This window comes from Pelomonas sp. Root1217, from assembly GCF_001425705.1.
Classification (GTDB): domain Bacteria; phylum Pseudomonadota; class Gammaproteobacteria; order Burkholderiales; family Burkholderiaceae_C; genus Pelomonas.
On record NZ_LMDC01000001.1, the window covers coordinates 1302724 to 1327671 of the forward strand.

20 protein-coding genes and 1 other RNA gene are annotated in these 24948 nt (G+C 67.6%); 14 read left to right on the plus strand and 7 right to left on the minus strand.

Annotation, left to right across the window (positions count from 1 at the left end; all coding sequences use genetic code 11):
- Positions 1-57: 57 nt before the first annotated feature.
- Together ASC95_RS05855 and ASC95_RS05860 are read right to left on the minus strand one after the other, a co-directional pair.
- Positions 58-1728, minus strand: coding sequence for a VWA domain-containing protein (locus ASC95_RS05855; protein WP_057296778.1), 1671 nt, complete (start codon positions 1726-1728; stop codon positions 58-60).
- Positions 1725-2849, minus strand: coding sequence for a hypothetical protein (locus ASC95_RS05860; RefSeq protein ID WP_057296779.1), 1125 nt, complete (start codon positions 2847-2849; stop codon positions 1725-1727). The genes ASC95_RS05855 and ASC95_RS05860 overlap by 4 nt, the downstream gene beginning before the upstream one ends.
- Before the next feature lie 78 nt (positions 2850-2927).
- Between ASC95_RS05860 and pyrC the strand changes: the two genes are divergently transcribed.
- The 4 genes from pyrC (at position 2928) to ASC95_RS05880 (ending at position 7318) form a co-directional block, all read left to right on the plus strand.
- Positions 2928-3971 (plus strand): dihydroorotase, encoded by a 1044-nt coding sequence (gene pyrC / locus ASC95_RS05865; RefSeq protein WP_057296780.1) that lies wholly within the window; start codon positions 2928-2930, stop codon positions 3969-3971.
- Positions 3968-4828 carry an NYN domain-containing protein gene (locus ASC95_RS05870; RefSeq protein ID WP_057296781.1) on the plus strand — a complete coding sequence of 287 codons (861 nt, stop codon included), beginning with the start codon at positions 3968-3970 and terminating at the stop codon, positions 4826-4828. The genes pyrC and ASC95_RS05870 overlap by 4 nt, the downstream gene beginning before the upstream one ends.
- An 88-nt stretch (positions 4829-4916) precedes the next feature.
- The gene (locus tag ASC95_RS05875) at positions 4917-6302 is read left to right on the plus strand and encodes a serine protease (RefSeq protein WP_235537701.1); all 1386 of its coding nucleotides are present in this window, start codon (positions 4917-4919) and stop codon (positions 6300-6302) included.
- Positions 6299-7318: an FHA domain-containing protein gene (locus ASC95_RS05880; protein WP_057296782.1), complete on the plus strand. Its 1020-nt coding sequence runs from the start codon at positions 6299-6301 to the stop codon at positions 7316-7318. The genes ASC95_RS05875 and ASC95_RS05880 overlap by 4 nt, the downstream gene beginning before the upstream one ends.
- On the opposite strand, the gene cysK is transcribed toward ASC95_RS05880, so the two are convergent.
- Both cysK and ASC95_RS05890 read right to left on the minus strand, forming a co-directional pair.
- Complete coding sequence (cysK, locus tag ASC95_RS05885) at positions 7319-8236, minus strand: cysteine synthase A (RefSeq protein WP_057296783.1); 918 nt, start codon at positions 8234-8236, stop codon at positions 7319-7321.
- 41 nt (positions 8237-8277) lie between these two features.
- Complete coding sequence (locus tag ASC95_RS05890; RefSeq protein WP_057296784.1) at positions 8278-9348, minus strand: flavodoxin family protein; 1071 nt, start codon at positions 9346-9348, stop codon at positions 8278-8280.
- A gap of 69 nt (positions 9349-9417) precedes the next feature.
- Here ASC95_RS05890 and rnpB point away from each other — a divergent pair.
- The 3 genes from rnpB to ASC95_RS05900 all read left to right on the plus strand — a co-directional run bounded on the left by rnpB (position 9418) and on the right by ASC95_RS05900 (position 12091).
- An RNA gene (gene rnpB, locus ASC95_RS07160) (RNase P RNA component class A) lies at positions 9418-9868 on the plus strand.
- Positions 9869-9922: 54 nt separating this feature from the next.
- Positions 9923-11131 (plus strand): multidrug effflux MFS transporter, encoded by a 1209-nt coding sequence (locus tag ASC95_RS05895; RefSeq protein WP_057296785.1) that lies wholly within the window; start codon positions 9923-9925, stop codon positions 11129-11131.
- Between the two features lie 90 nt (positions 11132-11221).
- Positions 11222-12091 carry a carbonic anhydrase gene (locus ASC95_RS05900; RefSeq protein ID WP_082567505.1) on the plus strand — a complete coding sequence of 290 codons (870 nt, stop codon included), beginning with the start codon at positions 11222-11224 and terminating at the stop codon, positions 12089-12091.
- 230 nt (positions 12092-12321) lie between these two features.
- On the opposite strand, the gene ASC95_RS05905 is transcribed toward ASC95_RS05900, so the two are convergent.
- From ASC95_RS05905 to ASC95_RS32325, 3 genes are all read right to left on the minus strand, one after another.
- Positions 12322-14646, minus strand: coding sequence for an ATP-binding protein (locus tag ASC95_RS05905; protein ID WP_057296786.1), 2325 nt, complete (start codon positions 14644-14646; stop codon positions 12322-12324).
- 165 nt (positions 14647-14811) lie between these two features.
- Positions 14812-15399, minus strand: a complete 588-nt coding sequence (locus ASC95_RS05910) for a chalcone isomerase family protein (protein ID WP_057296787.1) — start codon at positions 15397-15399, stop codon at positions 14812-14814.
- 41 nt (positions 15400-15440) lie between these two features.
- A complete protein-coding gene (locus tag ASC95_RS32325) occupies positions 15441-16979 on the minus strand; it encodes a methyl-accepting chemotaxis protein (RefSeq protein WP_304440594.1) in 1539 nt (512 codons plus the stop codon).
- A gap of 444 nt (positions 16980-17423) precedes the next feature.
- On the opposite strand from ASC95_RS32325, the gene ASC95_RS05920 reads away from it, so the two are divergent.
- The 7 genes from ASC95_RS05920 to mraY are packed head-to-tail and all read left to right on the plus strand — an operon-like array spanning position 17424 to position 24944.
- Positions 17424-17855 carry a division/cell wall cluster transcriptional repressor MraZ gene (locus ASC95_RS05920; protein ID WP_056203596.1) on the plus strand — a complete coding sequence of 144 codons (432 nt, stop codon included), beginning with the start codon at positions 17424-17426 and terminating at the stop codon, positions 17853-17855.
- A gap of 11 nt (positions 17856-17866) precedes the next feature.
- Positions 17867-18823 (plus strand): 16S rRNA (cytosine(1402)-N(4))-methyltransferase RsmH, encoded by a 957-nt coding sequence (gene rsmH, locus ASC95_RS05925; protein ID WP_057297068.1) that lies wholly within the window; start codon positions 17867-17869, stop codon positions 18821-18823.
- A gap of 1 nt (position 18824) precedes the next feature.
- The gene (gene ftsL / locus ASC95_RS05930) at positions 18825-19088 is read left to right on the plus strand and encodes a cell division protein FtsL (protein ID WP_057296789.1); all 264 of its coding nucleotides are present in this window, start codon (positions 18825-18827) and stop codon (positions 19086-19088) included.
- Positions 19089-19134: 46 nt separating this feature from the next.
- Complete coding sequence (locus ASC95_RS05935) at positions 19135-20922, plus strand: penicillin-binding protein 2 (RefSeq protein WP_057296790.1); 1788 nt, start codon at positions 19135-19137, stop codon at positions 20920-20922.
- A gap of 2 nt (positions 20923-20924) precedes the next feature.
- A complete protein-coding gene (locus tag ASC95_RS05940; protein WP_057296791.1) occupies positions 20925-22391 on the plus strand; it encodes a UDP-N-acetylmuramoyl-L-alanyl-D-glutamate--2,6-diaminopimelate ligase in 1467 nt (488 codons plus the stop codon).
- Positions 22388-23776 (plus strand): UDP-N-acetylmuramoyl-tripeptide--D-alanyl-D-alanine ligase, encoded by a 1389-nt coding sequence (gene murF, locus ASC95_RS05945; RefSeq protein ID WP_057296792.1) that lies wholly within the window; start codon positions 22388-22390, stop codon positions 23774-23776. Before ASC95_RS05940 ends, murF begins: the two co-directional genes overlap by 4 nt.
- Positions 23766-24944 carry a phospho-N-acetylmuramoyl-pentapeptide-transferase gene (mraY, locus tag ASC95_RS05950; RefSeq protein WP_057296793.1) on the plus strand — a complete coding sequence of 393 codons (1179 nt, stop codon included), beginning with the start codon at positions 23766-23768 and terminating at the stop codon, positions 24942-24944. Before murF ends, mraY begins: the two co-directional genes overlap by 11 nt.
- The last annotated feature ends 4 nt before the right edge of the window (positions 24945-24948 follow it).

A 24948-nucleotide genomic window follows, 5' to 3' on the forward strand; every position in this document is an offset into this window, starting at 1 on the left:
CGCTGCGCGCCTGCCCCCCGAGGGGGCGCTCGCCACTTCGGAACGGCCGTGCGTGGCTCATTGGTAAGCCCGGATGTCCTTGAACACCGCATACAGCGGCGTCTTGCGCGCATCGAAGACGCGGCCGCCGGTGATCTCCACCAGCGCCTTCAGGTCGCCCGCATCGGCCTCGCCGAACAGCACCATGAAGACCGGGATGCCGCGCACGTCCTCGGGCAGCTGCTCATAGGCGCGCCGGAAGTCGTCCAGGCGCCGGCCCATGTTGCTCTTGCCGTCGGTGAAGGCGACGACCGAGTACTGGTAGTCGGGGTTGCGCTTGCGCTCCTCCAGCATCTGCTCCAGGCCGGCCAGCACCGCGTCGTACAGGGCGGTGCCACCGGCCATCTGCAGGCCGTCGGCGGCGTCGCGCACGCGCCGCAGCTCGGCCAGCTTGGCCTCGGTGTCGGTTTGCGGCTGCACGCCCTTGGCCACCTTGCTGCCGGCCGGGATCTGGAAGGGCACGGGCTCGCGAGGCTTGTCGCTGAAGGGCAGGAACCACAGCCGCTCGCGGTTGGTCAGCTTGGCCACGCGGCCGGTCAGCGAGGCGTCGGCGCCGGCCAGGTAGTGGATGGCTTCGACAAGCTGCTCGCGCCGCTTGCCCTGCATGCTGCCGCTGGTGTCGAGCACGAAGGTGCTGGCGATGGGCTTGCGGAACTCGTTCAGGTAGGCGTCGATGAGGCCATCGGCCAGCTGGCGGTCCGGCGAGAAAGGCAGCTCGACCTGGAAGCCGCGCGCCGGCAGGATGTCGGCCACCTGCGCGGCCACCTCGGCGCGCATCGGCCGGCGCAGGGTCTGCCGGGCCAGCCACAGCTGTGCCGCGTCGCCCTTCAGGTACTCGACGACCTTGAGGTAGTCGGCGCGACGGGCCTCGTTGAGCAGCATCAGCGGATAGTCGGCCGTGGTCACGCCCTCGAAGGGGTAGATCAGGTGCAGCGGTTCGCGCAGCTTGCCGCTGGCGTTCAGCGTCAGCAGCCAGCTCTCGTAGTTGATGAAGGCGTTGGCGCGCGTGCCCTGCTGCTTGATGAACTGCTCGGCGAGATACGTGGAGTTGTCGCCCACGATCTTGTAGCCCTTCAGGAAGTCGGCAATCGCGCCGCGGTCCACGTCGGCGGCGGAAAGCGCCTCGCCTTTGCCGCCGGCAGCCGCGACGACGCCCAGCAGGGCCATGAAGCCCTGGTTGCTGGTGGCCGGGTTGGACAGCGCGTACTGCAGCTTGCCTTGCTTGGCGGCACGGGTGATGTCGGCCCAGGTCAGCTTGGCGTCGGGCTTGTCCCAGCCGTTCTTGGCCGCATCGCTCTTGCTGACGCCTACCGCCATGGGCGACAGCATGATCTTTTCCTGCAGCTTGACCTTGCCCTGGCCGGCCGCGTCGCTGAGCAGGTATTTGGCGTTGGCGAACCAGGCCACGTCGGGCTTGGGCTTGCCGGCGCTGTCACCGCTGAGCACCTCCTGCGTGCTCTCCATCGTGCCGCCGAAGCGAAACTGCACGTCGATGCCGGTGGCGGCCTTGATCTGAGCGGCCAGCGGCTCGATGTCCTTGAGGTCGCTGGTGGCCAGCACCTGCAGCGTGGCACTGGTGGCGGCCGGTGGCGGCGCCACGGGCGTGGCGGGTTCCTCGGCTTTCTTGCCGCAGGCGGCCAGCAGCGTGAAGCTCAACAGCAAAAGGGCACGGCGCGCGATCCTGGTCACTGGTTCATCTCCCGGCTGACGATGTCGATCATTTCAAACATCAAATCGAACCCTGGCGGGTCGATGACCTGGTTGAGCTTGACGTCCACCGCCAGGCCGGCCGTCTTGGCGGCCTCGGCAAAGGCAGCCGTGTCGCCGGTGCGAAAGCCCTGCTCGAGTGCGACTGCCTGCAGCGTTTTGTTCGTCGCCAGCAGTTCGGCCAGCTGCTTGCCGCGCTCGTTCAGCGCCACCAGCACCCATTTGTTGACGATGGTCGGCTGCGGGTACATCAGCACCATCTCGGGCCGCACGCCGCCCTTTTGCGCCTGGGCCACCATCTGCGCCTCGTAGATGAAGGTCATCGGCGTTTTGCCCATGCCGATGGACAGGTAGTCGTCGAAGGCACCGTTGACGTAGTTCTCCTGGAAGCCCTGGCGCTTGAACAGCTCGGTCAGCTGCGTCGCGTACTTCTGCGCCGCCGTGCGGTCGGCCACCACGTCGCCGTTGAGCGCCGCCGAGGTCAGGGCCAGGTACATGGCCGCGGAGTTGCTGCGGCGGATGTCGGTGGTGCTCACCAGCACGCTGCGCGACACCGCGTAGTCGCCACTGGCCTTCAGGTCGCGCCAGCGCTGCTTGGCCAGCATGGCCTGGGTGAGCTTTTCCATGTCCAGGCTGTAGACCTTGGGCGCCTGTGCCTTGGCCATGCCGTTGGCGGCCAGGATCTTGGCGACCGGCTCCCAGGAGGCGACGACCAGCGGCGTGTGAAAGGGCGAGGTCTGGGTCGCCGTCTTGCCGGCCTTGCGGGCGGCGTCGGCAATCATGTTGGCGGCGACCACGCCGCTGGCGATGAAGAAGTCGGGTTGGTCGGCCGCGCCGATCTTCGCCGCCATGTCGCGGCTGCCCACGCGGGCCACCTGCACCGGCAGCTTGGCGCCAGCCAGCAGCTTGCTCACCCTCTCGTCTTTGAAGAACGCCTCCACGTCGACGGCGATCAGCCCCTTGAGCGGCTCAGCGCTCGCGACGGCCGCCTGCTCCTGGGCGATCTGCCTGGTTTCGTCATTGGCGCGCAATGCAAAAAACAGGGCGCCGCCGAACAGCGCCAACAGGACCACGGTGCCGGCCAGGCGTTTTGCGGTGTTCATGAGGGGGTGCAAGCTCCTTTCAATGAGATGCGCAGTGTGCCTGCACCGGGCGGGGTGCGGCGGCGACAATCCGGTTTTATGACCCAAGCTCCCATACAGCTCACTATCACCCGGCCTGACGACTGGCACTTGCATCTGCGCGACGACGCGGCGCTCGCCAGCGTGCTGCCCTACACGGCGCGCCAGTTCGCCCGCGCCATCGTCATGCCGAATCTGCGCCCGCCGGTCACGACGGCCGCCCAGGCGGTGGCCTATCGAGAGCGCATCCTGGCCGCGTTGCCTGAGGGCCTGGACTTCCAGCCGCTGATGACGATGTACCTGACGGACAACACGCCGCCGGACGAGATCAAGCGCGCCAAGGATGCCGGCGTCGTCGCGCTCAAGCTCTACCCGGCCGGCGCCACCACCAACAGTGATGCCGGCGTGACCGACCTCAGCAAGACCTACCAGACGCTGGAAGCCATGCAGCGCGAGGGCCTGCTGTTCCTGGTGCACGGCGAGGTGACCGACGCCGACATCGACGTCTTCGACCGCGAGGCCGTCTTCGTCGACCGCGTCATGACGCCGCTGCGTGCCGCCATGCCGGAGCTCAAGGTGGTGTTCGAGCACATCACGACCAAGGAAGCCGCCGAGTACGTGACCGCGTCCGACCGCTTCACGGCTGCGACCATCACGCCCCAGCATCTGCTCTACAACCGCAACGCCATCTTCACCGGCGGCCTGCGCCCGCACTACTACTGCCTGCCGGTGCTCAAGCGCGAGGAGCATCGCCAGGCGCTGTTGAAGGCCGCGGCCTCCGGCCTGCCCAAATTCTTCCTCGGCACCGACAGCGCCCCGCATGCCGCCCAGCTGAAGGAGAGCTCGGTCTGCGGTGCGGGCTGCTTCACGGCCATCTCGGCGCTGGAGCTGTATGCCGAAGCCTTCGAGGGCATAGGCGCGCTGGACAAGCTCGACGCCTTCGCCGGCCACCACGGCCCCGACTTCTACGGCCTGCCGCGCAACACCGGCACCGTCACTCTGAAGCGCGAGCCCTGGACCCTGCCCAGCGCCGTGCCCTTCGGTGAAGCGCAGTTGAAGCCCCTGCGCGGCGGCGAAACCCTGAACTGGAAACTCATCGCATGAAGAAAGTTGCTTTTCTCGTCGACTTCGACAACGTCGCCACCGACGTCATCGAGCAGGCCCTGCAGATGGCCTTCAAGGACTATGAAGCCGTCCACATCCGCCGCGCCTACTGCAACGCCGAGCAGGCGCAGACCCACCAGGCTTTCCTGAAGCGCCTGGGCCTGCGCGCCATCGTCAATCTGGCCATCGGCAAGAACTCGACCGACATCGCCATGGCCGTCGACGCGATGGACCTGGCCATCACCGAGAAGCCCGACGTCATCGTGCTGGTCTCGTCCGACAGCGACTTCGCGCCGCTGGTGCTGCGCCTGCGCGAGAAGGGCGCCTGGCTGCGCGGCTTTGGCCAGTACGGCAAGACGGGCGACGGCGTCATCGCCATCTACGACCAGTTCAACGAGCTGGCCCATGACAGCGGCAAGACCACTGCCAGGCGCGAACCCGCCCGAAAGACGGCAGCGCGCCGGCCTGCTGCGAAGAAGGCCGCTGCGCCGGCCAGGACGGTGCCGCCCCCCGTGGCCAAGCCTGCTCCCGTTCCCGTTCCCGTGCCCGCCGCCAATGCGGCCGCCGAGCCGGCACCGAAAGCGGCACCGAAGCCGAGCACCAAGACGGCGCCGGCGCCAGCCGCCCCCGTGGACGCCAATGTCGCCGCGGCCAGGGAGATCAACGCCATCCTGGCCGTGCTGCCCAAGCTGGCCGACGGCCAATGGCATGACCTTGGCGCCGCCGCCAAGGCGCTGAAGGAGGCTGGCCTGCTGCCCAAGACGGCAGCGTCGACCAAGCTCTTCCGCAAGCACCCCCAGGCCTTCCAGTTGCAGCCGGCCAAACAGCCCAACCAGGTTCGCTTCGGCCACGGATGATCCCGAATGCTTCAAGGGCGCCACGCGCTGACGAACGGCTCCGCGGCGCAAAGCAGCTAGCATCGGCGGCCTCCACCGGAGGTCTTGCTTGCTGAAGTCCTGTCTGAAGTCCTTGCTGGGTGCGGCGTTCGCCGGCCTGGCCCTTGCCGCTGCTGCGCAATCGCCGCCGCCCGCGCCCGCCATCGCGCCCAACCCGCAGCAGCCACAGGCGCAGCCCCCGCAGCCGCCGACCGTGTCGGCCAGCGCCCGGCGCTTGTACGAGCGCAGCAAGGGCCAGCTGCTGCAGATCCGCACGCTGCTCAAGACCCAGGACAGTCAGGCCTCGGTGGGTTCGGGCTTTCTCGTCAGCGACGACGGCCATGTCGTCACCAACTACCACGTCATCAGCCAGTTCGCGTTGGAGCCCGACAGCTACCGGCTGCGTTACGCAACGACCGACGGCCAGGGCGGGGCGCTGGAGCTGCTGGACTTCGACGCCCGCCGTGACCTGGCCCTGCTGCGCGCCGTCGATGACGGCAAGGGCGGGGGGCTCAAGGGCCGCGGCGCGCTGGCCTTCCGGCCGCAGAACCAGCCGCTGGCCAAGGGCGAGCGCATCTATTCCATGGGCAACCCGCACGACGTGGCGTTTGCCGTCGTCGAGGGCAACTACAACGGCCTGGTGGAGCGCAGCTTCGACCCGTTGATCTATTACGCCGGCGGCATCAATCCCGGCATGAGCGGCGGCCCGGTGCTGGACGAGGACGGCCTCGTCGTCGGCGTCAACGTGTCGACGCTGCTGTTCGCCCAGCAGGTCAGCTTCCTGGTGCCGGGCGAGTTTGCCGAGAGCCTCGTCAAGCGCAGCCTCGCCGCCAAGCCCATCCGCACGGCGGCCTGGAGCCGGCTGCGCGACCAGCTGACACGCTACCAGGACGAGCTCGTCACCCGCTTCCTGGCCGCCCCCTGGGAAAGCGCCAATCACGATCGCTACCGCCTGCCCGTGCCCAAGCAGGACTTCATGCGTTGCTGGGGGCGCGGCACCTCGGCCGACACCAAGGGCCTGGACTTCGAGCGATCGCAGTGCCGCATGGACCATGCCCTGTTCGTCAGCGGCAACCTGCAGACGGGCTGGCTGGACATGTCCCATGAGGCCTATGACGGCAGCAAGCTCGGGGCGCTGCGCTTTGCGCGCCAGTACACGGGGAGCTTTCGCAACGAGCGCCTGGGGAGCGCTGACAAGTCGCGCACCGCGCCGTACTGCAAGGAGCAGTTCGTCGATCGTGATGGGCTACCGCTGCGCGCCGTCGTTTGCCTGCGCGCCTACCGCAAGCTGGACGGCCTGCATGACCTCAGCGTGCTGGTGACGACGGTGGACTCGCCCACCGAAGGCGCCCTGGGCCGCTTCGACGCCCGTGGTGTCAGCTTCGACAACGCGCTCAAGCTGGCGGCGCATTACCTGGAGGGCTTCGCGTGGACCAAGAGCAGCAAGACCAAGTGACGCCGGCTGCCCCCGTGGTGGCGCCCGCCACGCCTGCTGCTGCCGTCGTCGAGCTGCTGGGCCGCGATGGCCGTGCCGCCCTCGTGCAGCGCGTGACACACTGGCCGGTGCGCATTGGCCGCTCGCCGGCCTGCGACATCGTGCTGGACGACGGCCACCTCGCCGCCGAGCATGCCGAGCTGCAGCTCGCTCTCGGCGGGGGCGTCAGGCTCAGGCTGCTGGACAGCCGCAATGGCGGCAGCGTCGCTGGCAAGCGCCTGGCTGCCGGCGAGGAGGCGGCCCTGCCCGAGGGAGGTGCCTTCCAGCTCGCAAGCTGCTCGCTGCGCTTGCGCACCAGCGCCGACGCGCTGGCGCCCGAACAGTTGATGGTGATCCACCCGGTGCGCCACTGGGCCCTGCTGCCGCTGCTGCTGCTGTCCCTGGTGTTCTTCCAATGGCTGGACCGCTGGAGCGCCGTCGACCCCGACGCGCGCTGGATCGACTACGCCTCGCCCTTGCTCGGGCCACTGGCCTTTGTGCTCGGCTGGGCCGGGCTGTGGTCGCTGGCCAGCCAGCTCTTTCACCATCGCTTCCCGTTCACGACGCATCTGCGCCGTGCCCTGGTCGTCATCGTCACGCTGCAGGTGCTGGAGTGGCTGCTGCCGGCGGTGGCCTATGCCTTCTCGTGGCCGCGGCTGATGGTGGTGGAGTCGCTGGCCACGCCGGTGGCTGCTGCGGCGTTGGTTGCCTGGCATGCCGGCCTGGTCTGGCCGGGCGCGCGGCGCATCCTGAACGGCGGCATCGCGGCCCTGCTGCTGCTGTTCCTGGGCCTGCAGGTGGGCAGCCGCCAGGAACAGCAATACGTCTTCGGCCCGCCCTACCTGGCCAGTTTGCCGCCGCCGGCGCTGCGCCTCGTTTCGCCGCAGCCGCCTGAAACGCTCATCGAATCGTTGAAGCCGCTGAAGGCCGAACTGGCCAGGCAGGCGCGCAAGGACAACGAGGGCGCCGTGGACGACGAAGTCGGCGCGGGCGAGTGATCAACCTGCCGGCAGGAAGCCGTCGACCGACAGGTAGCGTTCGCCCGTGTCGTAGTTGAAGCCCAGCACCCGCGCATTCGCGGGCAGCTCGGGCAGCTTCTGCGCGATGGCGGCCAGCGTGGCGCCGCTGGAGATGCCGACCAGCAGGCCTTCCTCCCGGGCGCAGCGGCGGGCGTATTCGCGTGCGGCCTCGGCCTCGACCTGGATGACGCCGTCCAGCAGCGCCGTGTCCAGCACCGCCGGGATAAAGCCCGCGCCGATGCCCTGGATGGGATGCGGGCTGGGCTGGCCGCCGCTGATGACCGGCGAGGCGCTGGGCTCCACCGCATAGACCTTGAGCTGCGGCCAGGCGCTTTTCAGCACCTGGGCGCAGCCGGTGATGTGGCCGCCGGTACCGACGCCGGTGATCAGCGCGTCCAGGCCGTCGGGGAAGTCACGCAGGATTTCCTGGGCCGTCGCCTTGACGTGAATGGCCGGGTTGGCGGCGTTCTCGAACTGCTGCGGCATCCAGGAGCCCGGGTGCTGCTCCAGCAACTCGCGGGCGCGGGCGATGGCGCCCTTCATGCCCTTCTCGCGCGGCGTCAGGTCAAAGCTCGCGCCGTAGGCCAGCATCAACCGGCGCCGCTCGATGCTCATGCTGTCGGGCATGACGAGGATGAGCTTGTAACCCTTCACTGCCGCCACCATGGCCAGGCCGACGCCGGTGTTGCCCGAGGTCGGCTCGATGATGGTGCCGCCGGGCTTGAGCAGGCCCTGCGCCTCGGCCTCCTCGATCATCGACAGCGCGATGCGGTCCTTGATGGAGCCGCCCGGGTTGCTGCGCTCGGACTTGACCCAGACCTCGGCGCCGCTGAACAGGCGCTGCAGGCGGATGTGCGGCGTGTCGCCGATGGTGTCGAGGATGCTGGCGGCTTTCATGAGGGCGCTCCTGTCCGTGGGATGGGGAGCAGTGTGCCAGCCTACTTCTTGCGCGGCTCGGGCAGCCCCTTATCGCCCTGCCTAAGCCGGCCGTCGCGCATCAGGCCCACGCCGATGGCCACCGCACGGGCGGCGCGCTTCACCTCTTCCTGCACATCGGTGTCCTTGTCCAGCGCCTCGTGACTGGTCGCATAGGGTTCGTAGTAGCCGATGTAGCGGTCCAGCCGGGCGCCGAAGCCGGCGTCGATGAGGCCCATCCAGTCCAGCCAGTCCGACAGCGCGCGGCGCGTGCCCTCGATGCCGGCCACGTCACCGTGCACGACCACGCCGTAGACGCGGCCCGCCAGGTGTTGCGGGTAGTCCCAGCCCTTGAGCTCGATCTCGCGGGCGAGTTCGGGTTTCTTTCCCTGGGTCGACGTCGGATCAGGGTTGCCGCCGTCGGCGCAAACGAGGCGGTCCATCATCAGCTTCAGCGGGCTGGTGGCCTGGTACCAGTGCACCGGCGTCAGCAGCAGCACGCCATGGGCCTGTACCCAATGCTCGTAGATCTCGGCCATCCAGTCATTGGTCTGGCCGTTGGCGTGGTTGGGATAGCAGCTGCACGGCCAGTGGCACAGCGGCATGGCAGTGGACACGCAGCCCTTGCAGGGGTGGATGTGGCGGGCGTAGTCCGATGTCAGCCGGCTCAGATCCAGCACTTCCACCTTCATGCCTTCGGCCTCGCAGACCGTGCGGGCGATCTGCGTCAGCCGCCACGTCTTGGACATCTCGCCGGGGCAGCTACCGTCGTTGCGCGGCGAGGCGTTGATGACGAGGACGCGCGACGGCGTGGTGCGGTCAGCCCATTGCGCCTGCGCGGCGTTCAGCCGCAGGTGCAGGTCCCGCCATTCGCGCGACAGGTCGTAGTCGGGATCGGCAAAGCCCGCACCGGCCTTCACCGTGATCGGCGCCTTGCGGCCTTCGTCGAAAGCTTGCCAGGCGATCTGCTCCAGCCTTGCAAGCGCGTCGCGCTCCGCATCAAAGGCGGGGTCGACGAAGCGTTGCCGGAAGCGTTCGCCGAACTCCTGGCGGCCCATGATCTGCGCCTGGCCGGTTCGCACGGGTGAAGTCATGACGGAATCTCGGTAGTGGACGTGGCCTCGGGCAAGCCACATGCCCGGGGCTGCGATACTCACTCCCGTGAAGCAAGCCAGACCGCCGCTGGGGCAAGCATGGAAACATGGCCCTGGAGGAAGGTCCGGACTGCATAGAGCGGCGTAGCAGCTAACGGCTGCCCGGCGAGAGCCGAGGATCAGAGCAACAGAGACGAGTCGGTCGTCCGGACCTGCGAAGGGGCGAAAGCCACTTCGCAAAGGTTCCTTCCTGTGGAGAGCGTGCTCTTCGCGGGAAGCGAGGGACGGGCAGGGCGCAAGCCCTGCGGGATCGGTGACGCAGTCACCGAGACCGGGTGCAACGGGCAATCTCTACGCGCAGCAACACCAAGTAGGCCAGCGTTGATGCGGCTCGCAGAGCTGGCGGGTAGGTGGCACCGAGCCGGGCAGTGATGCCCGGCCCAGAGGAATGGCGGTCACGCCGTCCGAACCGCAAGGGGAGGGCGGTGCACAGAATCCGGCCTATCGGCTTGCTTCACTCTTTTCTTGCCGCTTTCTTTCGGCTGAACGGCCTCGGCTCGATAGACTGCCGCGCATGAATCCCGATGCCAGCCGCCTCTGGCGCGCGCCTCGCTGGGCCCTGTCCGTGCTGTTGGCCTGTTTGGCCATGGTGGGCCCCTTCTCCATCGACACCTATCTGCCCGCTTTCGCCGGCATCGGTGCGGCGCTGAATGCGACGCCCGTGGAGATGCAGCAGACGCTGTCGGCCTATCTCTTCGGGTTCGCCTTCATGAACCTCTTCCACGGTGCGCTGTCGGACTGCTTTGGCCGCCGGCCCGTGGTGCTGATCGGACTGGCCGCGTTCACGGCGGCCAGTATGGGTTGCGCGGTATCGGGCTCCATCGGCCAGTTGGTGTTCTGGCGCACCGTGCAGGGCATGTCGGCCGGTGCCGGCATCGTCGTGTCGCGGGCCATCATCCGCGACATGTTTCCGCCGGCGGATGCTCAGCGCATCATGTCCCAGGTGACGCTGTTCTTCGGCGTGGCGCCGGCGATTGCGCCGATGGTCGGCGGCTTCCTGTTCGTGCACGCCGACTGGCATTCGATCTTCTGGTTCCTGACGGCCGTCGGCGCGGCGCTGCTGGTGTCCAACTGGCGGCTGCTGCCGGAGACGCTGCACGCGAACATGCGCCAGCCCTTCCACGTCGGCACCTTGATGCGCGAATACTGGCGGCTGTGCAGCAGCGCCAAGTTCATGATGCTGGTGCTGGCCAGCGGCATCCCCTTCAACGGCATGTTCCTCTACGTGCTGGCGGCGCCGGTCTTCCTTGGCGAGCATCTGCATTTCGAAGCGACGCAGTTCTTCTGGCTGTTCCTGTGCACCATCGGCGGCATCATGGTCGGCGCCGCGGTGAGCGGGCGGCTGGCGGGCAAGATGAGCCCGAAGCGGCAGATCATGCGCGGCTTTCGCATCATGGTCGCGGTGTCGGCCGTCAACGTCGCGCTGAACCTGTTCGCGCCGCTGAGCGCCTGGTGGGCGCTGCCGCTGATCGGTCTGTTCTCCTTCGGCTGGGCGCTGATGGTGCCGGTCGTCACGCTGCTGGTGCTGGACCAGGTGCCCGAGCGGCGCGGCATGGCCTCGTCGCTGCAGGCCAGCATCGGCTCGGCGGCGAATGGTTTGGTGGCCGGCGTGCTGGTGCCGCTGGTCATGCACTCGACCATTGCCCTGGCCCTCACCTCGGCGGGGCTGATGATGGTGGGCCTGGTGGCCTGGTACGGCGTCAGGCGTTCCATCCCGAGCTGATCTGTGCCAATCTGTGCCAATTGACCAGGATCGGCGGCACATGTCGTTTGCGGCGCTCAAGCCGGCCGCCGGCTTGCCGAAAATCAACGGATGAAAACGCGCGTGACTCTTGCCGCCTGCCTGCTGGCGCTGGCGGCCCAGGCCGAGGAGACCAAGGAACCCGTGGAGGTGCTGCGCCAACGCCTGGCAGACCGCCTGTCCACGAAGGCCGAGGGCACGGCCACCGCCAAGCCGGCGACCAAGGCCGGCAAACCGACCAAAGCCGTAGCCGCCAAGCCGGTGCATTGGGGTTACACCGGCGATCTCGGACCGGAGCACTGGGCCGAGCTCACACCCGAGAACAAGCTCTGCGCCGTCGGCACGCGCCAGAGCCCCATCGACATCCGCGATGGGCTGTCCGTTGAACTGGAGAAGATCAGCTTCGACTACCGCACCAGCAGCTTCTCGGTGCAGGACAACGGCCACACCATCCAGGTCAATGTCGCTGCCGGCAACGGCCTGACCGTCATGGGCAGGCGCTATGAACTCGTGCAGTTCCACTTCCATCGCCCGAGTGAGGAACGCGTCAATGGCAAGCAGTCCGACATGGTGGCCCACCTGGTGCACAAGGATGCGCAAGGGCGTCTTGCCGTCGTCGCCGTGCTGCTGGAGCGTGGCCCCGACAACAAGCCCCAGCCGGTGATCCAGGCGGTCTGGGCCAATCTGCCGCTGGAAAAGGGAGAGGCCCTGGCGGCTCAGACGCAGATCGACCTGAACCAGCTGCTTCCGGCCGATCAGGGCTACTACACCTACATGGGCTCCCTGACGACGCCGCCCTGCAGCGAAGGCGTGCTGTGGATGGTGCTGCGCCAGCCCGTCGCCCTGACGGCCCAGCAGCTCGGCATCTTCGCCAAGCTCTACCCGATGAATGCGCGGCCGCTGCAGGCCGGTTCGGGGCGGCTCATCAAAGAGTCGCAGTAGCCCCTCGCCCAGTCTCGCGCCGCTGAACGCGGGCGAGTCTGGTCGGTCTTGCTGACCGCGCAGCCGGCAGAGCGGCTGCTCTTCGGCAGGCACGACAAGTCCACAGGACTTGACGTGTCCGGCCTCAGCCCCCGAGGGGACGGCGATGCTTGCCGGCTCGACCGGCAAGCACATCGCCATGGCGGGCCGGCTAGGGAGCGGCCCGGCGCTCGGCCCGAAAACGCGCTGTCTCAGGCTCCGCGTCTGCTTGTCTTGCGTGCGCCGGATAGCCAGTCGTGCAGCGTCGCGAACAGCTGCTCGGCGACGACCGGCTTGGCGACGTGGTCGTCCATGCCGGCATCCAGGCAGCGCTGGCGCTCGTCATCGAAGGCATTGGCTGTCATGGCGAGGATGGGCAGTTCGGCGCCTTGAGGCAGGCGGCGGATGGCGCGCGTTGCGTCCAGGCCATCCATGATGGGCATCTGCACGTCCATCAGCACCAGGGCGTAGTCACCGGCCTTGACCATGTCGACGGCCTGCTGCCCATCGGCGGCGACGTCCACCGCCAGGCCGGCACTGCCGATGAGAGCGACGGCCACCTCCTGGTTGACGGGGTTGTCCTCGGCCAGCAGGAGACGGCGCGGCTGGGCTCGTGCCAGTTCGGCAAGCCGTTCGCGCGCCGAATGCGGCCGTGGCGCCGCTACCGGCACCACCGGCGTCTGGCTGCCGGCCTCCACAGGCAGCGTGAACCAGAAGGTACTGCCGCGGTTCAGGACGCTGTCGACGCCGACATGGCCGCCCATCAGCTGGGCCAGGCGCCGGCAGATCGCCAGGCCCAGGCCGGTGCCGCCATAGCGCCGCGTCGTGGAACTGTCGGCCTGCTCGAAGTCGCGGAACAGCCGCGCCTGTGCGTCCGGGGCGATACCGATGCCGCTGTCCTGTACCTCGAAGCGCAATGCCAGCGCCGGGGCGGGCTGGGTCTCGTCGAGCCGCGCGGCCAGGCGCACGAAACCGCTGTCGGTGAACTTGACCGCATTGCCGGCGAAGTTCAGCAGCACCTCGGAGATGCGCTGCGGGTCGCCGATGAGCACGCGATTGCCCAGCTCCGGCGCAACGTCGGTCTCGACACGCAGCCGCTTGGCCGCGGCGGCCTGGGTCGTCATGTTGGCGATGTTGTCCAGCACCTCGCCGACGGTGAATGCGCGCTGCTCCAGCCTCACCTTGCCCGCCTCGATCTTGGAGAAATCCAGCACGTTGTTGATGACGCTGAGCAGGTGCTCGGCCGCATTGGCGACCTTCTGCAGGCGCTGTTGCTGTTCGGGCTCGATGGTATCGCTCTGCGCCAGATAGGTCAGCCCGATGATGGCGTTCATCGGCGTGCGGATCTCGTGGCTCATGTTGGCAAGGAAGGCGCTCTTGGCCAGGCTGGCGGCCTGGGCGGCCTGGGTGGCCTCCGCCAGCTCGGCGGTGCGCGCCTCGACGAGTTCCTCGAGGTGATGGCGGTAGCGCTCCAGCTCCAGCGCGTCGCGGCGCTGGCGCGAGATGTCAGTCAGGAAGCCGTGCCACAACACGCTGCCGTCGGCTTCGCGCTGGGCGATGGCATTGCCGTAGATCCAGCGCTCGCTGCCGTCGACCTGCGGCGTGCGGAACTCCTGCTGCCAGGGGCTCAGGTTGCGCGCCGAGGCCAGCAGACTCTCGCGCACGGCGGCGCGGTCGTCGGGGTGGATGCGCTCGAACCAGGGCGTCGCGCTGCGGCTCAGCTCGGCACTGCCGAGCAGGAAGTATTCGCGCACCGCCTCGCTGACATAGGCGAACGAGAACTCGCCGTTGACGGCCAGGCGCAGCTGGTAGACGACGCCGGGCACCGTCTCGGCCATGCCGCGCAGGCGTTCGATGAGATTGCGCTGGGCATCGAACTGCTGCTGCAGCGCGTCGCGCATGTGCTCGAGGTGGCCGCCGAGCAGACCGATCTCGTCCTGGCGCGTGTGCTCGAGCTTGGCGTTGAAGCGGCCCTCGGCGAGGTCGTTGGCGAAGTCGCCGAGCTCGCGCAGCGGGCGGAACAAACGCGAGTTCAAGAGCCACAACACCAGGGCCAGCGAGGCCAGCAACTGGCCGCCGACGGTCGCGCCGTAGAGCCAGCGCTGGCGCAGCACGGCCGTCGTGCTGAGGTGGTCGTCGATCTCGATCTGGATGTGGCCGATGCGTGTCGCGCCGCGCAGGATGTCGCGCTCGCCGGTCAGTGTCTGGCCCAGGCGGCGCTCGGGCAGGTGGTTCTCGATGAAGGGCAGGCCCTGGGAGGCGTCGCTGACGCTGACGCGCACGACCTCGGGGGACTTGACGATGGCCGAGACGACCTCGCGTGCGGCCACCGCGTCCAGGTTCCACAGCAGTTCGGGCAGGCTGCTGGCGAGCACGTCCAGCTTGGCGTCGAGGTCGCGCTGCAGCGCCTGCTCGGCGACCTTGGACTCGCGCAAGCCGATGAAGAGGCCGCCGACGATGAGGGCCGGCAGCAGCAGGCCGATGCTGGCGCCGAGAGCCAGCGCGGCAAAGAGCGAGGACGAAGGCTTGCGGCTCAAGATGAACTCATGGGTGCACCCTTGGCGCGATGCGCTGGCCCGCCAAGCGGGAGCTGAGCGCCTTCAGGCGGCCGGGCGGCTCTCATGCTGCCATGAGATTGGCGAGTCCAAAGCAAAACGCGCCACGACGCGTGGCCACGTGGCGCGTTTCGTGGTGCACGAGCGTCAGCCCTTGCCCAGCAGGGCGGGCTTGAGCGAAGAGTCGACGGGCTTGTCGCCCAGCCAGATCTTCAGGATGGCATTGTAGAAATTGACGTCCTTCATCGGCTCGCCGATCGGCTTGCCGTTCAGAGCCATGACGGTGCCGGTGTCCGGAATCCAGTCCACGGTGATGACGTCACCCTTCTTGCCCTGCGGGATGTTGACGAAGGCCTCGCCGAATTGGGCCAGCTGGTTGACGAACTTGGAGCGCTCGGCCTTGTCGGTGTTGGCCGTGATGCCGGCCATGAAGGCCTGGCCCAGGTCGTCACCGGTCACCTCGCGCAGCAGGCCGAGGCTGAAGCGGCGCGGGCCCTGGGTGTCCAGCACGCCGGCCGTCGTGTCCTTCTTCTCGGGCAGGTAAAGCACCAGGGCATAGACCTTGACCACGATGCGCACGCGCACACCGGCGCCGTTGACCTTCAAGTCCTTGCCGGCGACCTTGACGGTGTCGTCGAACTTGAGGCCGCCCACTTCGATGGCCTGCGCTGCGCTGCCCAGACTCAGGGCGAGGCTCAAGCCGGCAATCCATCGGATGGCGTAGTTCGTCTTCATGCAGTCTCCTGATCTTTTTGAGGATGGGGATGATCGCGCCTTCAGCGCGCCGCCTCGAGCTTGAAGAGGCTGACGACCTCCTCGAGGCCATGGGCCTGATCGCGCAGCGAGTCGGCGGCAGCGGCGGCTTCTTCCACCAGTGCGGCGTTCTGCTGCGTGCTCTTGTCCATGTCATGGATGGTATGCGTGACGCGCTCGATGCCGGAACTCTGCTCGGCGCTGGCATGGGTGATCTCGCCCATGATGTCGGTCATGCGTTGCACGCTGGCCACCACGCCCTGCATGGTGTTGCCGGCCTGGGCGACGAGCTGGCTGCCCTGGGCCACCTTCTCGACCGAATCGCTGATGAGCCGCTTGATCTCCTTGGCTGCGTCGGCGCTGCGGCCGGCCAGCGAGCGCACCTCGCCGGCCACCACTGCGAAGCCGCGGCCCTGCTCACCGGCGCGCGCGGCCTCCACAGCGGCGTTCAGCGCCAGGATGTTGGTCTGAAAGGCGATGCCGTCGATGACGCTGATGATGTCGACGATCTTCTTGCTCGAGGCGTCGATGCTGCCCATGGTCGTCACGACCTTCGCCACCACGGCGCCGCCTTCGCCGGCGACCTGCGAGGCGGCCTTGGCCAGCTGATTGGCCTGTTGGGCGTTCTGCGCGTTCTGCTGCACCGCGTCGGTCAGCGTCTTCATGGCCGACAGCGTCTGCTCCAGCGACGCCGCTTGCGCCTCGGTGCGCACCGACAGGTCCATGTTGCCGCTGGCAATCTCGCTGGACGCCGAGGCGATGGACTCAGTGCCCTCGCGGACGCGGCCAACGATGCCCTTGAGGCTCTCGTTCATGTCGTGCAGGGCCTGCAGCAGCTCGCCGGTCTCGTCGCGGCTGCGCACCTCGATTTCGCTGGTCAGGTTGCCCGAGGCCACCTTGCGTGCCACAGCGACCGCGCCGCGCAGCGGGTTGACGATGCCACGCGTGATCAGCACACCGGTCAGCACGCTGGCGGCGATGGCGGCCACGGCCAGGCCGAGGAGCAGCAGGGCTGTCTTGTTGGCCACGCGGTTGGACTTCTCGCCGGCCGCATCCATGCCGGCGTTGCGAGCCTCGACCAGCTTCTCCAGCGCGGTCATGTACTTGATCTGGGCGGCGCGCACCGAGAACTGGAACTTCAGCGGCGCGCCTTCGGTATCGCCGGAAGCCACCGTTTTCACAAAGGAGGCCTGAGCCGGCAGGAACTTGGCACGCGCTTCCTTGACCGCCTTGAGCTGCTCCTGGCTGGCTTCGTCGGTCAGCAGCGGCTCCAGCTCCGCCATGGTCTTTTCATGCGCGGCCATCTGTGTGGCGACCGTGTCGAGTTCCTTCTTGATCTGCTCCTCGCCGCTCATGATCAACGTCGTCATCATGCTGCGCACAGCGTCGCCCAACTCACCCTTGGCCTTGTTGGCCAGGGCCACGGCCTTGTAGTCGGTGCTGAGCAACTGGCTGATCTCGCTGTTCAGCGTCTGGATGCCGAAGTAACCCAGCAACGTGATGGCGATCAGGCAGGCGGTGACGACGGTGAAGCCGGCAAAAAGGCGTTGTCCGATACGCATATGGGACAAGAAATTCATTGGGGGCCGCCTCGGTTTTGATATTTCGTGGGAGCCCCCGGTTTTAGTTCTTGGCTGAAGGGGCTGAAACAGCATGAAATTTCAGCAGAAATCACCGGGGTGAGTGCATTCTGAGCGGTCAGCCGGCGAGGCTTGCCGTGATTTGTGCGGCAAAACCCTGTCAGACATAGCTCGGGAAGGTGGCCCTGAGCGTGCGATTCAACCGGGGGCAAACGCCACACCGAAACGCCCATTACTTCAAGCAGCACTTCTCAATATCTTGGCAAGTCCTTATTTATCAACAAGATTTTTTATCAGTGCTGTATAAATTAACAGCTATTGCTAAGTACTTGATTTCATTGAAAAAACTCGTGCCGAACCTTGACCGGCAGGGGTCTGACCCTTAAAGTGGGAGGAAGTGTCGTTTCGTGGTGAAAAGTGTCGGAAATCGTCTTTCAGGGTGCCTCCAACTTGGCCTTAGATGCCAAGGGCCGCCTGAGTGTGCCCAGCCGACACCGGGAGGTGCTGCAGTTGATCTGCCAGGGCCGCCTGACCGTCACCAAGCACCCGGATGGCTGCCTGATGCTGTTTCCGCGCCCGACCTGGGAGCTGTTCCGTGACAAGGTCGCCGCCCTGCCGATGTCGGCCTCAGGCTGGAAGCGTGTTTTCCTCGGTAACGCGATGGATGTCGACATCGATTCGGCGTCGCGCGTGCTGGTCTCGCCCGAGCTGCGCAAGAGCGCCGGGCTGAAGAACGACGTGATGCTGCTGGGCATGGGCAGCCACTTCGAGCTCTGGGATGCCGAAGCCCATGCCGCCCACGAGGCCGAGGTGATGGCCGGCCCGCTGCCCGACGCGCTCAAGGACTTCAGCTTCTGATGGGCGCCGAAATGAACGAGAGCGCCCAGTTCAGCCATACCACCGTGCTGCTGAACGAGGCGGTCGACGGCGTGCTCTCGCGCCCCGACGGCGTCTACGTGGACGGCACTTTCGGCCGCGGCGGCCATTCGCGCGCGCTGCTGGCCCGGCTGGCCCCGGAAGGCCGCCTCATTGCCATCGACCGCGACCCCGAGGCGATTGCCGCCGCGGCCGCCATCACCGACCCGCGCTTCTCCATCGTCCACAGCGCGTTTGCCGACATGGCCGATCAACTGGCAGCACTGGGCGTTCATCAGGTGGATGGTGTGCTGCTGGACCTGGGTGTGTCCAGCCCGCAGATCGACAACCCTGAGCGAGGCTTCAGCTTTCGCTTCAACGGCCCCCTGGACATGCGCATGGACACGACGCGCGGCCAGAGCGCAGCGGACTTCCTGGCCCGCGCTGACGAACGCGACATTGCAAGAGTGATTCGAGACTATGGCGAAGAACGGTTTGCTTCACAGATTGCAAAGGCGGTTGTTGCTGGCCGGGAAGCCGGCACGCCGCTCACGCGCACCGACGAGCTGCGCGAACTCGTGGCTCGCGCGGTCAAGACCCGCGAGCCCGGCCAAGACCCGGCGACCCGCACCTTTCAAGCCCTTCGGATTCATGTCAATGGCGAGCTTGAGGAGCTTGAGCAGGGCCTGAACGCCGCGCTGCGCCTGCTGGCACCGGGTGGGCGCCTTTCCGTCATCAGCTTCCATTCGCTGGAGGACCGGCGCGTCAAGACCTTCATCGCCGAGCGCAGCAAGGCCGTGTTCGACCGCCGCGCGCCGTTCGCCGAAGCCGCGCCGCTGATCCTGAATGCGCTGGGCCGCATCAAGCCCAGCGAGGCCGAAGTCGCCGCCAACCCGCGCGCGCGCTCGGCCGTGTTGCGTGTTGCGGAGCGCACCGACGCGCCGCTGCCGCCGGTCACGTCCAGGCGCTGACATGGCCAAGCTCAACTTCATCCTCATCCTGGCCGTGCTGGCCAGCGGCGTCGTCCTCGTGCATAGCGCCTACGAGTCGCGCCGCCTGTTCGCCGAGCGCGACAAGGCCAAGGCCGAAGGCCAGCGCCTGGCTGCCGATGCCGAACGCCTGGCCGCCGAGCGCCATGCGCAGGCGACCAACTTGCGCGTCGAGCAGGTCGCGCGCGAACGCCTGAGCATGCGCGTCATCAGCCCGGCCGTGGTCGCCTCGGGAGTAGGCCAATGAGCGCCGCGCCGGGCCGCCCCAAGCAAGCTCGCCGAAGGGTGCACCAATGACCAAGGCGCCCAAGTCCGGCGCCCGGGCCCTCGGTTCGGGCAAAGGCGTCAGCTATTCCACGAGCCCGCTGCTGGCCTCCAAGACGCCGCCGTGGCGCTCGCGCTTTCTGGTGGCCCTGGTCGGCCTGGCCTTCCTCGGCTTGCTGGCGCGCGCTGTCTACGTGCAGGTGCTGAACACCGACTTCTTCCAGAAACAGGGCGAGGCTCGCTACGCGCACACGTTGGAGCTGCCGGCCAGCCGCGGCCGCATCAATGACCGAACCGGCCAGGTGTTGGCCGCGAGCGTCGCCGTGCCGTCGATCTGGGCCATCCCCAAGGAAGTCGACGCCGACGCTGACAAGCGCCGCGCTTTGGCCAAGGCCCTGGGCCTGTCCAACAAGGAACTGGACGCCAAACTCAATCCCGAGACCCGCTTCGTCTGGCTCAAGCGCCTGGCCGACGATGAGACCGCCGCACGCGTGAAGGCCATCGGCTTGAAGGGCGTGTTCCAGGACCGCGAGTACCGCCGCAAATATCCCGAGGGCGAGGCGGCGGCGCACGTTGTCGGCTTCACCAACGTCGAGGATCGCGGCCAGGAGGGCATCGAGCTGGCCTTCCAGAAGGAGTTGCAGGGGCGCGACGGCTCGCGTTCGGTCGTGCGCGACCGCCTGGGCCGCGTCGTCGAGGACATCGGCGACGTCGTGCCTGCCGCCAATGGCCATGACGTCGATCTGTCCGTCGACTCCAAGGTGCAGTTCTTCGCCTACCAGCGTATCCGCGACGCAGTGGCCGAGAACAAGGCCAAGGCCGGCTCCGTCGTCGTGCTGGACGCGCAGACCGGCGAGGTGCTGGCCCTGGCGAACTTCCCGAGCTATGACCCCGGCAACCGCCAGAATCTCTCGGGCGAACAGCTGCGCAACCGCGCGCTGACCGACGTCTTCGAGCCCGGCTCGACGATGAAGCCCTTCATTGCCGGCCTGTCGATGGAGACCGGCCGCACGACGCCAGACAGCCTCGTCGACACCGGCAACGGCAAATACGCCTTCCAGGGTGCCGTCATCAGCGATACCAAGCCGCATGGCGTGATCCCGGTGCGCGAGGTCATCAAGTTCTCCAGCAACATCGGCGCCACCAAGCTTGCGATGCAGATGCAGCCGCGCGAGATGCATGAGATGTTCACGGCCATCGGCCTGGGCCAGCGGCCGCAGATCAGCTTTCCCGGCGCGGTGACCGGCAAGCTGCGGCCGTACAAGACCTGGCGGCCCATCGAGCAGGCGACGATGAGCTATGGCTACGGCCTGTCGGCGTCGCTGTTCCAGCTGGCGCGGGCCTACACGGTGTTCGCGCGCGACGGCGAGATCGTCCCGGTCAGCATGCTGCGTCAGCCGCACGACCATCCGGTCGCCGGCATCCGCGTGTTCTCGCCCAAGGTCACCCAGGACCTGCGCCTGATGCTGCAGGCCGCCGCCGGCCCGGGCGGCACGGCGCCCGAGGCCCAGGTGCCGGGCTACAGCATCGGCGGCAAGAGTGGCACGGCCCACAAGCAGGAGGGCCGCGGCTACGCCAGCCACAAATATCGCTCCTGGTTCGTTGGCATCGCCCCCATCAGCAAGCCTCGCATCGTCGTCGCTGTCATGGTCGACGAGCCGACCGCTGGCGTTTACTACGGCGGCAAGGTCGCCGGCCCGGTGTTCAGTCAGGTCACCGCCCAGACGCTTCGCTTACTGGGCGTGCCGCCCGACCTGGACGTGAAGAGCCAGATCGTTGCCAACCAGAAGGCTGTGGCCACGGAAGAAAGCTTCTGAACATGCTCACCCGCCTTAAATCCCCCGATGCCGCCGCTCGCTGGCTGTCTGAATGGTGCACCGGCACACTGCGCACCGACAGCCGCCAGGTCCGACCCGGCGACGCCTTCATCGCCTGGCCCGGCTATGCCCGCGACGGCCGCGAATTCGTCGCAGCGGCGTTGGAAGCCGGCGCCTCCACTTGCCTGGTTGAAGAGGCCGATGTCGAGCGCTTCGGTTTTGTCGATGCGCGCGTGGCTTCGCTGCCTGGCCTGAAGGCCCGTACCGGCGAGATCGCCGCCACCTTCTTCGGCAAGCCGACCGACACGCTGGACGTCATCGCCGTCACCGGCACCAATGGCAAGACTTCATCCGCCTGGTGGATCGCCCAGGCTTCGGCCCAGCTCGGCAAGCGCTGCGGCGTCGTCGGCACACTGGGCATCGGCGAGCCGCCCAAGCTCGACTACAACGGCCTGACCACGCCCGACCCCGTGCTGCTGCAGGCGGCCTTCGCTCGCATGCGCGACGAGGCCTTCTCGGGCTGCGCCATCGAAGCCAGCAGCATCGGCATCGTGGAGGGTCGTCTGGCCGGCACCGGCGTGCGGGTCGGGGTGTTCACCAACTTCACGCAGGACCATCTCGACTACCACCGCACGATGGATGCCTACTGGGCGGCCAAGCGTGCGTTGTTCGCATTCCCCGGTTTGCGCGCCGCAGTCATCAATCTCGATGATCCGCAAGGCGAGGCCCTCGCCGCCGAGTTGGTCGCCCTTGATGTCTGGACCACCGGCGTCGCACGCCGCGACGCGCGGCTGACGGCCCGTGGCCTTCACTACACCGGCGAGGGCCTGGCCTTCACGCTGCACGAGGGCGAGGAAGCCCTGCCGGTACAGACGGGCCTGATCGGCGACTACAACGCGGCCAACCTGCTCGGTGTGGCCGGCGCCTTGCGTGCCCAAGGTGCCGCCCTGGCCGACGTGGCGCGCGTGCTGGGCCGCGTGACGCCGGTGCCGGGCCGCATGCAGCGCGTCGGCAATGGCCGGGAGCTGCCCCAGGTGGTTGTCGACTACGCGCACACACCAGACGCATTGGACAAGGCGCTGTCCGCCCTGCAGGGACTCGCCCAGGCGCGTGGCGGCGAATTGGTCTGCGTGTTCGGCTGTGGCGGTGACCGCGACCGCGGCAAGCGGCCGCAGATGGGCGCCATCGCCGCCCGGTTGTCGGGTCGCGTCGTCATCACCACCGACAACCCGCGCACCGAAGCGCCGGCCCAGATCCTGGCCGACATCGCCGTTGCCGCGCCCGATGCCATCGTCGTCGAGGCTCGCGAGGAAGCGATCCGCGCCGCGGTGATGAACGCCGGCTCGCGCGACATCGTGCTCATCGCGGGCAAGGGCCACGAGGACTATCAGGAAGTGAACGGCGTGCGCCGGCCCTTCTCGGATGTTGGCGAAGCGCGCGCGGCGTTGCTGGAAAGGGCGGGTCTGTGAACCTGTTTTTGACGCTGTCCGAGGCTCAGGCGCTGCTGCCGGGATCGACGCTGGTCGGCGACGGCGCGACCGGCTTTGCCCGCGTGCATAGCGACACGCGCACGCTGCGGACGGGCGACCTCTTCGTCGCACTGCGTGGTGAACGCTTCGACGCCAACGACTTTCTCAGCGAAGCCAAGGCCTCGGGCGCCGTTGCGGCGCTGGCCGAGCGTGGGCTTGCCGAAGCCGGTCTGCCAGGCCTGCTTGTGCCTGATGCGAAGGCGGCACTGGGTCAGCTCGCCGCCGCGTGGCGTCGCCAGCAACAGCTGCCCGTCATTGCTGTCACGGGCAGCAACGGCAAGACGACGACGACGCAGATGATTGCAAGCATCCTGCGCGCCTGGGTGGGCGAAGCGGCGCTCGCGACCGAAGGCAACTACAACAATGACATCGGCGTGCCGCTGACGCTCTTGCGCCTGCGCCATGACGACGAGACCAGCCACCGCGCGGCGGTTGTTGAATTGGGCATGAACCACCCCGGCGAGATCGCACCGCTGGCGGCGATGACGCAGCCCACCGTGGCCCTGGTCAACAACGCGCAGCGTGAGCACCAGGAGTTCATGGCGACCGTCGAGGCCGTGGCGCGCGAGAACGGCGCAGTCATCGAGGCGCTGGCCGCCAGCGGCTGCGCCGTCTTCCCGGCCGAGGACGCCTGCGCGCCGATCTGGCTGGAACTGGCCGGTTCGCGCCCGCACCTGAGCTTTGCGCTTCGCGGTAAGGCTGACGTGACGGGCGATGCAGCCTGGATCGGCACGCACTGGGCGCTGGAGCTGCACACGCCCGCCGGCACCGCGCCGGTCGCCCTGCATATGGCTGGCGAGCACAACGTGCGCAACGCGCTGGCGGCGGCGGCCTGCGCGCTGGCCGCCGGTGCGCCGCTGTCCGCAATAGCGCAGGGCCTGGAAGTCTTCCGCGCCGTCAAGGGCCGCTCGGAACTGAAGACCGATGCGCGCGGCCGCACGCTGATTGACGACAGCTACAACGCCAATCCCGACAGCGTGCGCGCCGCCATCGACGTGCTGGCCGGCATGCCGGGCGAGGGCTGGCTGATCCTCGGCGACATGGGCGAGGTGGGCAACGACGGCCCAGCCTTCCACCGCGAAGTGGGTGCCTATGCCGCCGAGCGCGGCATCGCCCACTTCTGGACGGCCGGCAGCGCCGCCCGCGACGCCGCAGCGGCTTATGGCCCGGGGGCCCGCGCCTTCGACAACGCGGCTGCCCTCATCGCGGCCCTCAATGCGCAACCCAGCGTGGCCCAGACCCTGGTCAAGGGCTCGCGCTTCATGAAGATGGAACAAGTGGTCGCCGCACTGCAAACCACGACTGGAGACCCGCATGTTGCTTAGCCTCGCCCAGTGGCTGCAGGGCCTCTATCCTGACCTGGGTTTCCTGCGCCTGTTCCAGTACATCACGTTCCGTGCCGTGATGGCCGCGATGACGGCGCTGCTGATCGGCCTGGCCTTCGGCCCCTGGGTCATCCGCCGCCTCACCGAGATGAAGATCGGCCAGCCGGTGCGTGCCTATGGCGTGCAGGCGCACCTGGCCAAGACCGGTACACCAACGATGGGCGGCGTGCTTGTGCTCATCGGCATCGGCGTTTCGACGCTGCTGTGGTTCGACTGGAGCAACCGCTTCGTCTGGGTCGTCATGCTGGTCACCATGGGCTTCGGTGCCGTGGGCTGGGTGGATGACTGGCGCAAGGTCGTCGACAAGAACCCGGAGGGTATGCGCAGCCGCGAGAAGTTTTTCTGGCAATCGCTGATCGGCCTGGTCGCCGCGCTGTACCTGGCCTTCAGCGTGTCGGAGACGAGCTTCCTGGGCGTCGTGCAGCTGTTCTTCCGTTGGGTCTCCAGCGGCTTCTCCACGGAGCTGCCGCCCAAGGCCGACCTGCTGATCCCCTTCTTCAAGACCATCAGCATGCCGCTGGGCGTCTGGGGCTTCGTGGCGCTGGCCTATTTCGTCATCGTCGGCACCAGCAACGCGGTCAACTTCACCGACGGCCTGGACGGCCTGGCCATCATGCCGGTCGTGATGGTCGGCTCGGCGCTGGGCCTGTTCGCCTACCTGACCGGCTCGTCGGTGTTCTCCAAATACCTGCTGCTGCCCTACATCCCGGGCTCCGGCGAGTTGCTGATCTTCTGCGCGGCGATGGCCGGCGCGGGCCTGGCCTTCCTGTGGTTCAACGCCCACCCGGCGCAGGTGTTCATGGGCGACGTCGGCGCGCTGGCGCTCGGCGGTGGCCTCGGGACGCTGGCCGTCATCACGCGCCAGGAAATCCTGCTCGGCATCATGGGCGGCATCTTCGTCGCCGAAGTGCTGAGCGTGATGCTGCAAGTGAGCTGGTTCAAGTTTACGAAGAAGAAGTTCGGCGAGGGCCGGCGCATCTTCAAGATGGCGCCGCTGCACCACCATTTCGAGAAGAGCGGCTGGAACGAGACGCAAGTCGTCATCCGCTTCTGGATCATCACGATGCTGCTGTGCCTGGTCGGCTTGGCTAGCCTGAAACTGCGGTGAGCGC

Excerpts from the sequence above, each read along its gene's own strand:
- ASC95_RS05860 (WP_057296779.1), bottom strand. The coding sequence starts at position 2,849 with ATGAACACCGCAAAACGCCTGGCCGGCACCGTGGTCCTGTTGGCGCTG.
- pyrC (WP_057296780.1), top strand. The coding sequence starts at position 2,928 with ATGACCCAAGCTCCCATACAGCTCACTATCACCCGGCCTGACGACTGG.
- ASC95_RS05870 (WP_057296781.1), top strand. The coding sequence starts at position 3,968 with ATGAAGAAAGTTGCTTTTCTCGTCGACTTCGACAACGTCGCCACCGAC.
- cysK (WP_057296783.1), bottom strand. The coding sequence starts at position 8,236 with ATGAAAGCCGCCAGCATCCTCGACACCATCGGCGACACGCCGCACATC.
- ASC95_RS05890 (WP_057296784.1), bottom strand. The coding sequence starts at position 9,348 with ATGACTTCACCCGTGCGAACCGGCCAGGCGCAGATCATGGGCCGCCAG.
- ASC95_RS05895 (WP_057296785.1), top strand. The coding sequence starts at position 9,923 with ATGAATCCCGATGCCAGCCGCCTCTGGCGCGCGCCTCGCTGGGCCCTG.
- ASC95_RS05900 (WP_082567505.1), top strand. The coding sequence starts at position 11,222 with ATGAAAACGCGCGTGACTCTTGCCGCCTGCCTGCTGGCGCTGGCGGCC.
- ASC95_RS05910 (WP_057296787.1), bottom strand. The coding sequence starts at position 15,399 with ATGAAGACGAACTACGCCATCCGATGGATTGCCGGCTTGAGCCTCGCC.
- ASC95_RS32325 (WP_304440594.1), bottom strand. The coding sequence starts at position 16,979 with ATGCGTATCGGACAACGCCTTTTTGCCGGCTTCACCGTCGTCACCGCC.
- rsmH (WP_057297068.1), top strand. The coding sequence starts at position 17,867 with ATGAACGAGAGCGCCCAGTTCAGCCATACCACCGTGCTGCTGAACGAG.
- ftsL (WP_057296789.1), top strand. The coding sequence starts at position 18,825 with ATGGCCAAGCTCAACTTCATCCTCATCCTGGCCGTGCTGGCCAGCGGC.
- ASC95_RS05935 (WP_057296790.1), top strand. The coding sequence starts at position 19,135 with ATGACCAAGGCGCCCAAGTCCGGCGCCCGGGCCCTCGGTTCGGGCAAA.
- ASC95_RS05940 (WP_057296791.1), top strand. The coding sequence starts at position 20,925 with ATGCTCACCCGCCTTAAATCCCCCGATGCCGCCGCTCGCTGGCTGTCT.
- mraY (WP_057296793.1), top strand. The coding sequence starts at position 23,766 with ATGTTGCTTAGCCTCGCCCAGTGGCTGCAGGGCCTCTATCCTGACCTG.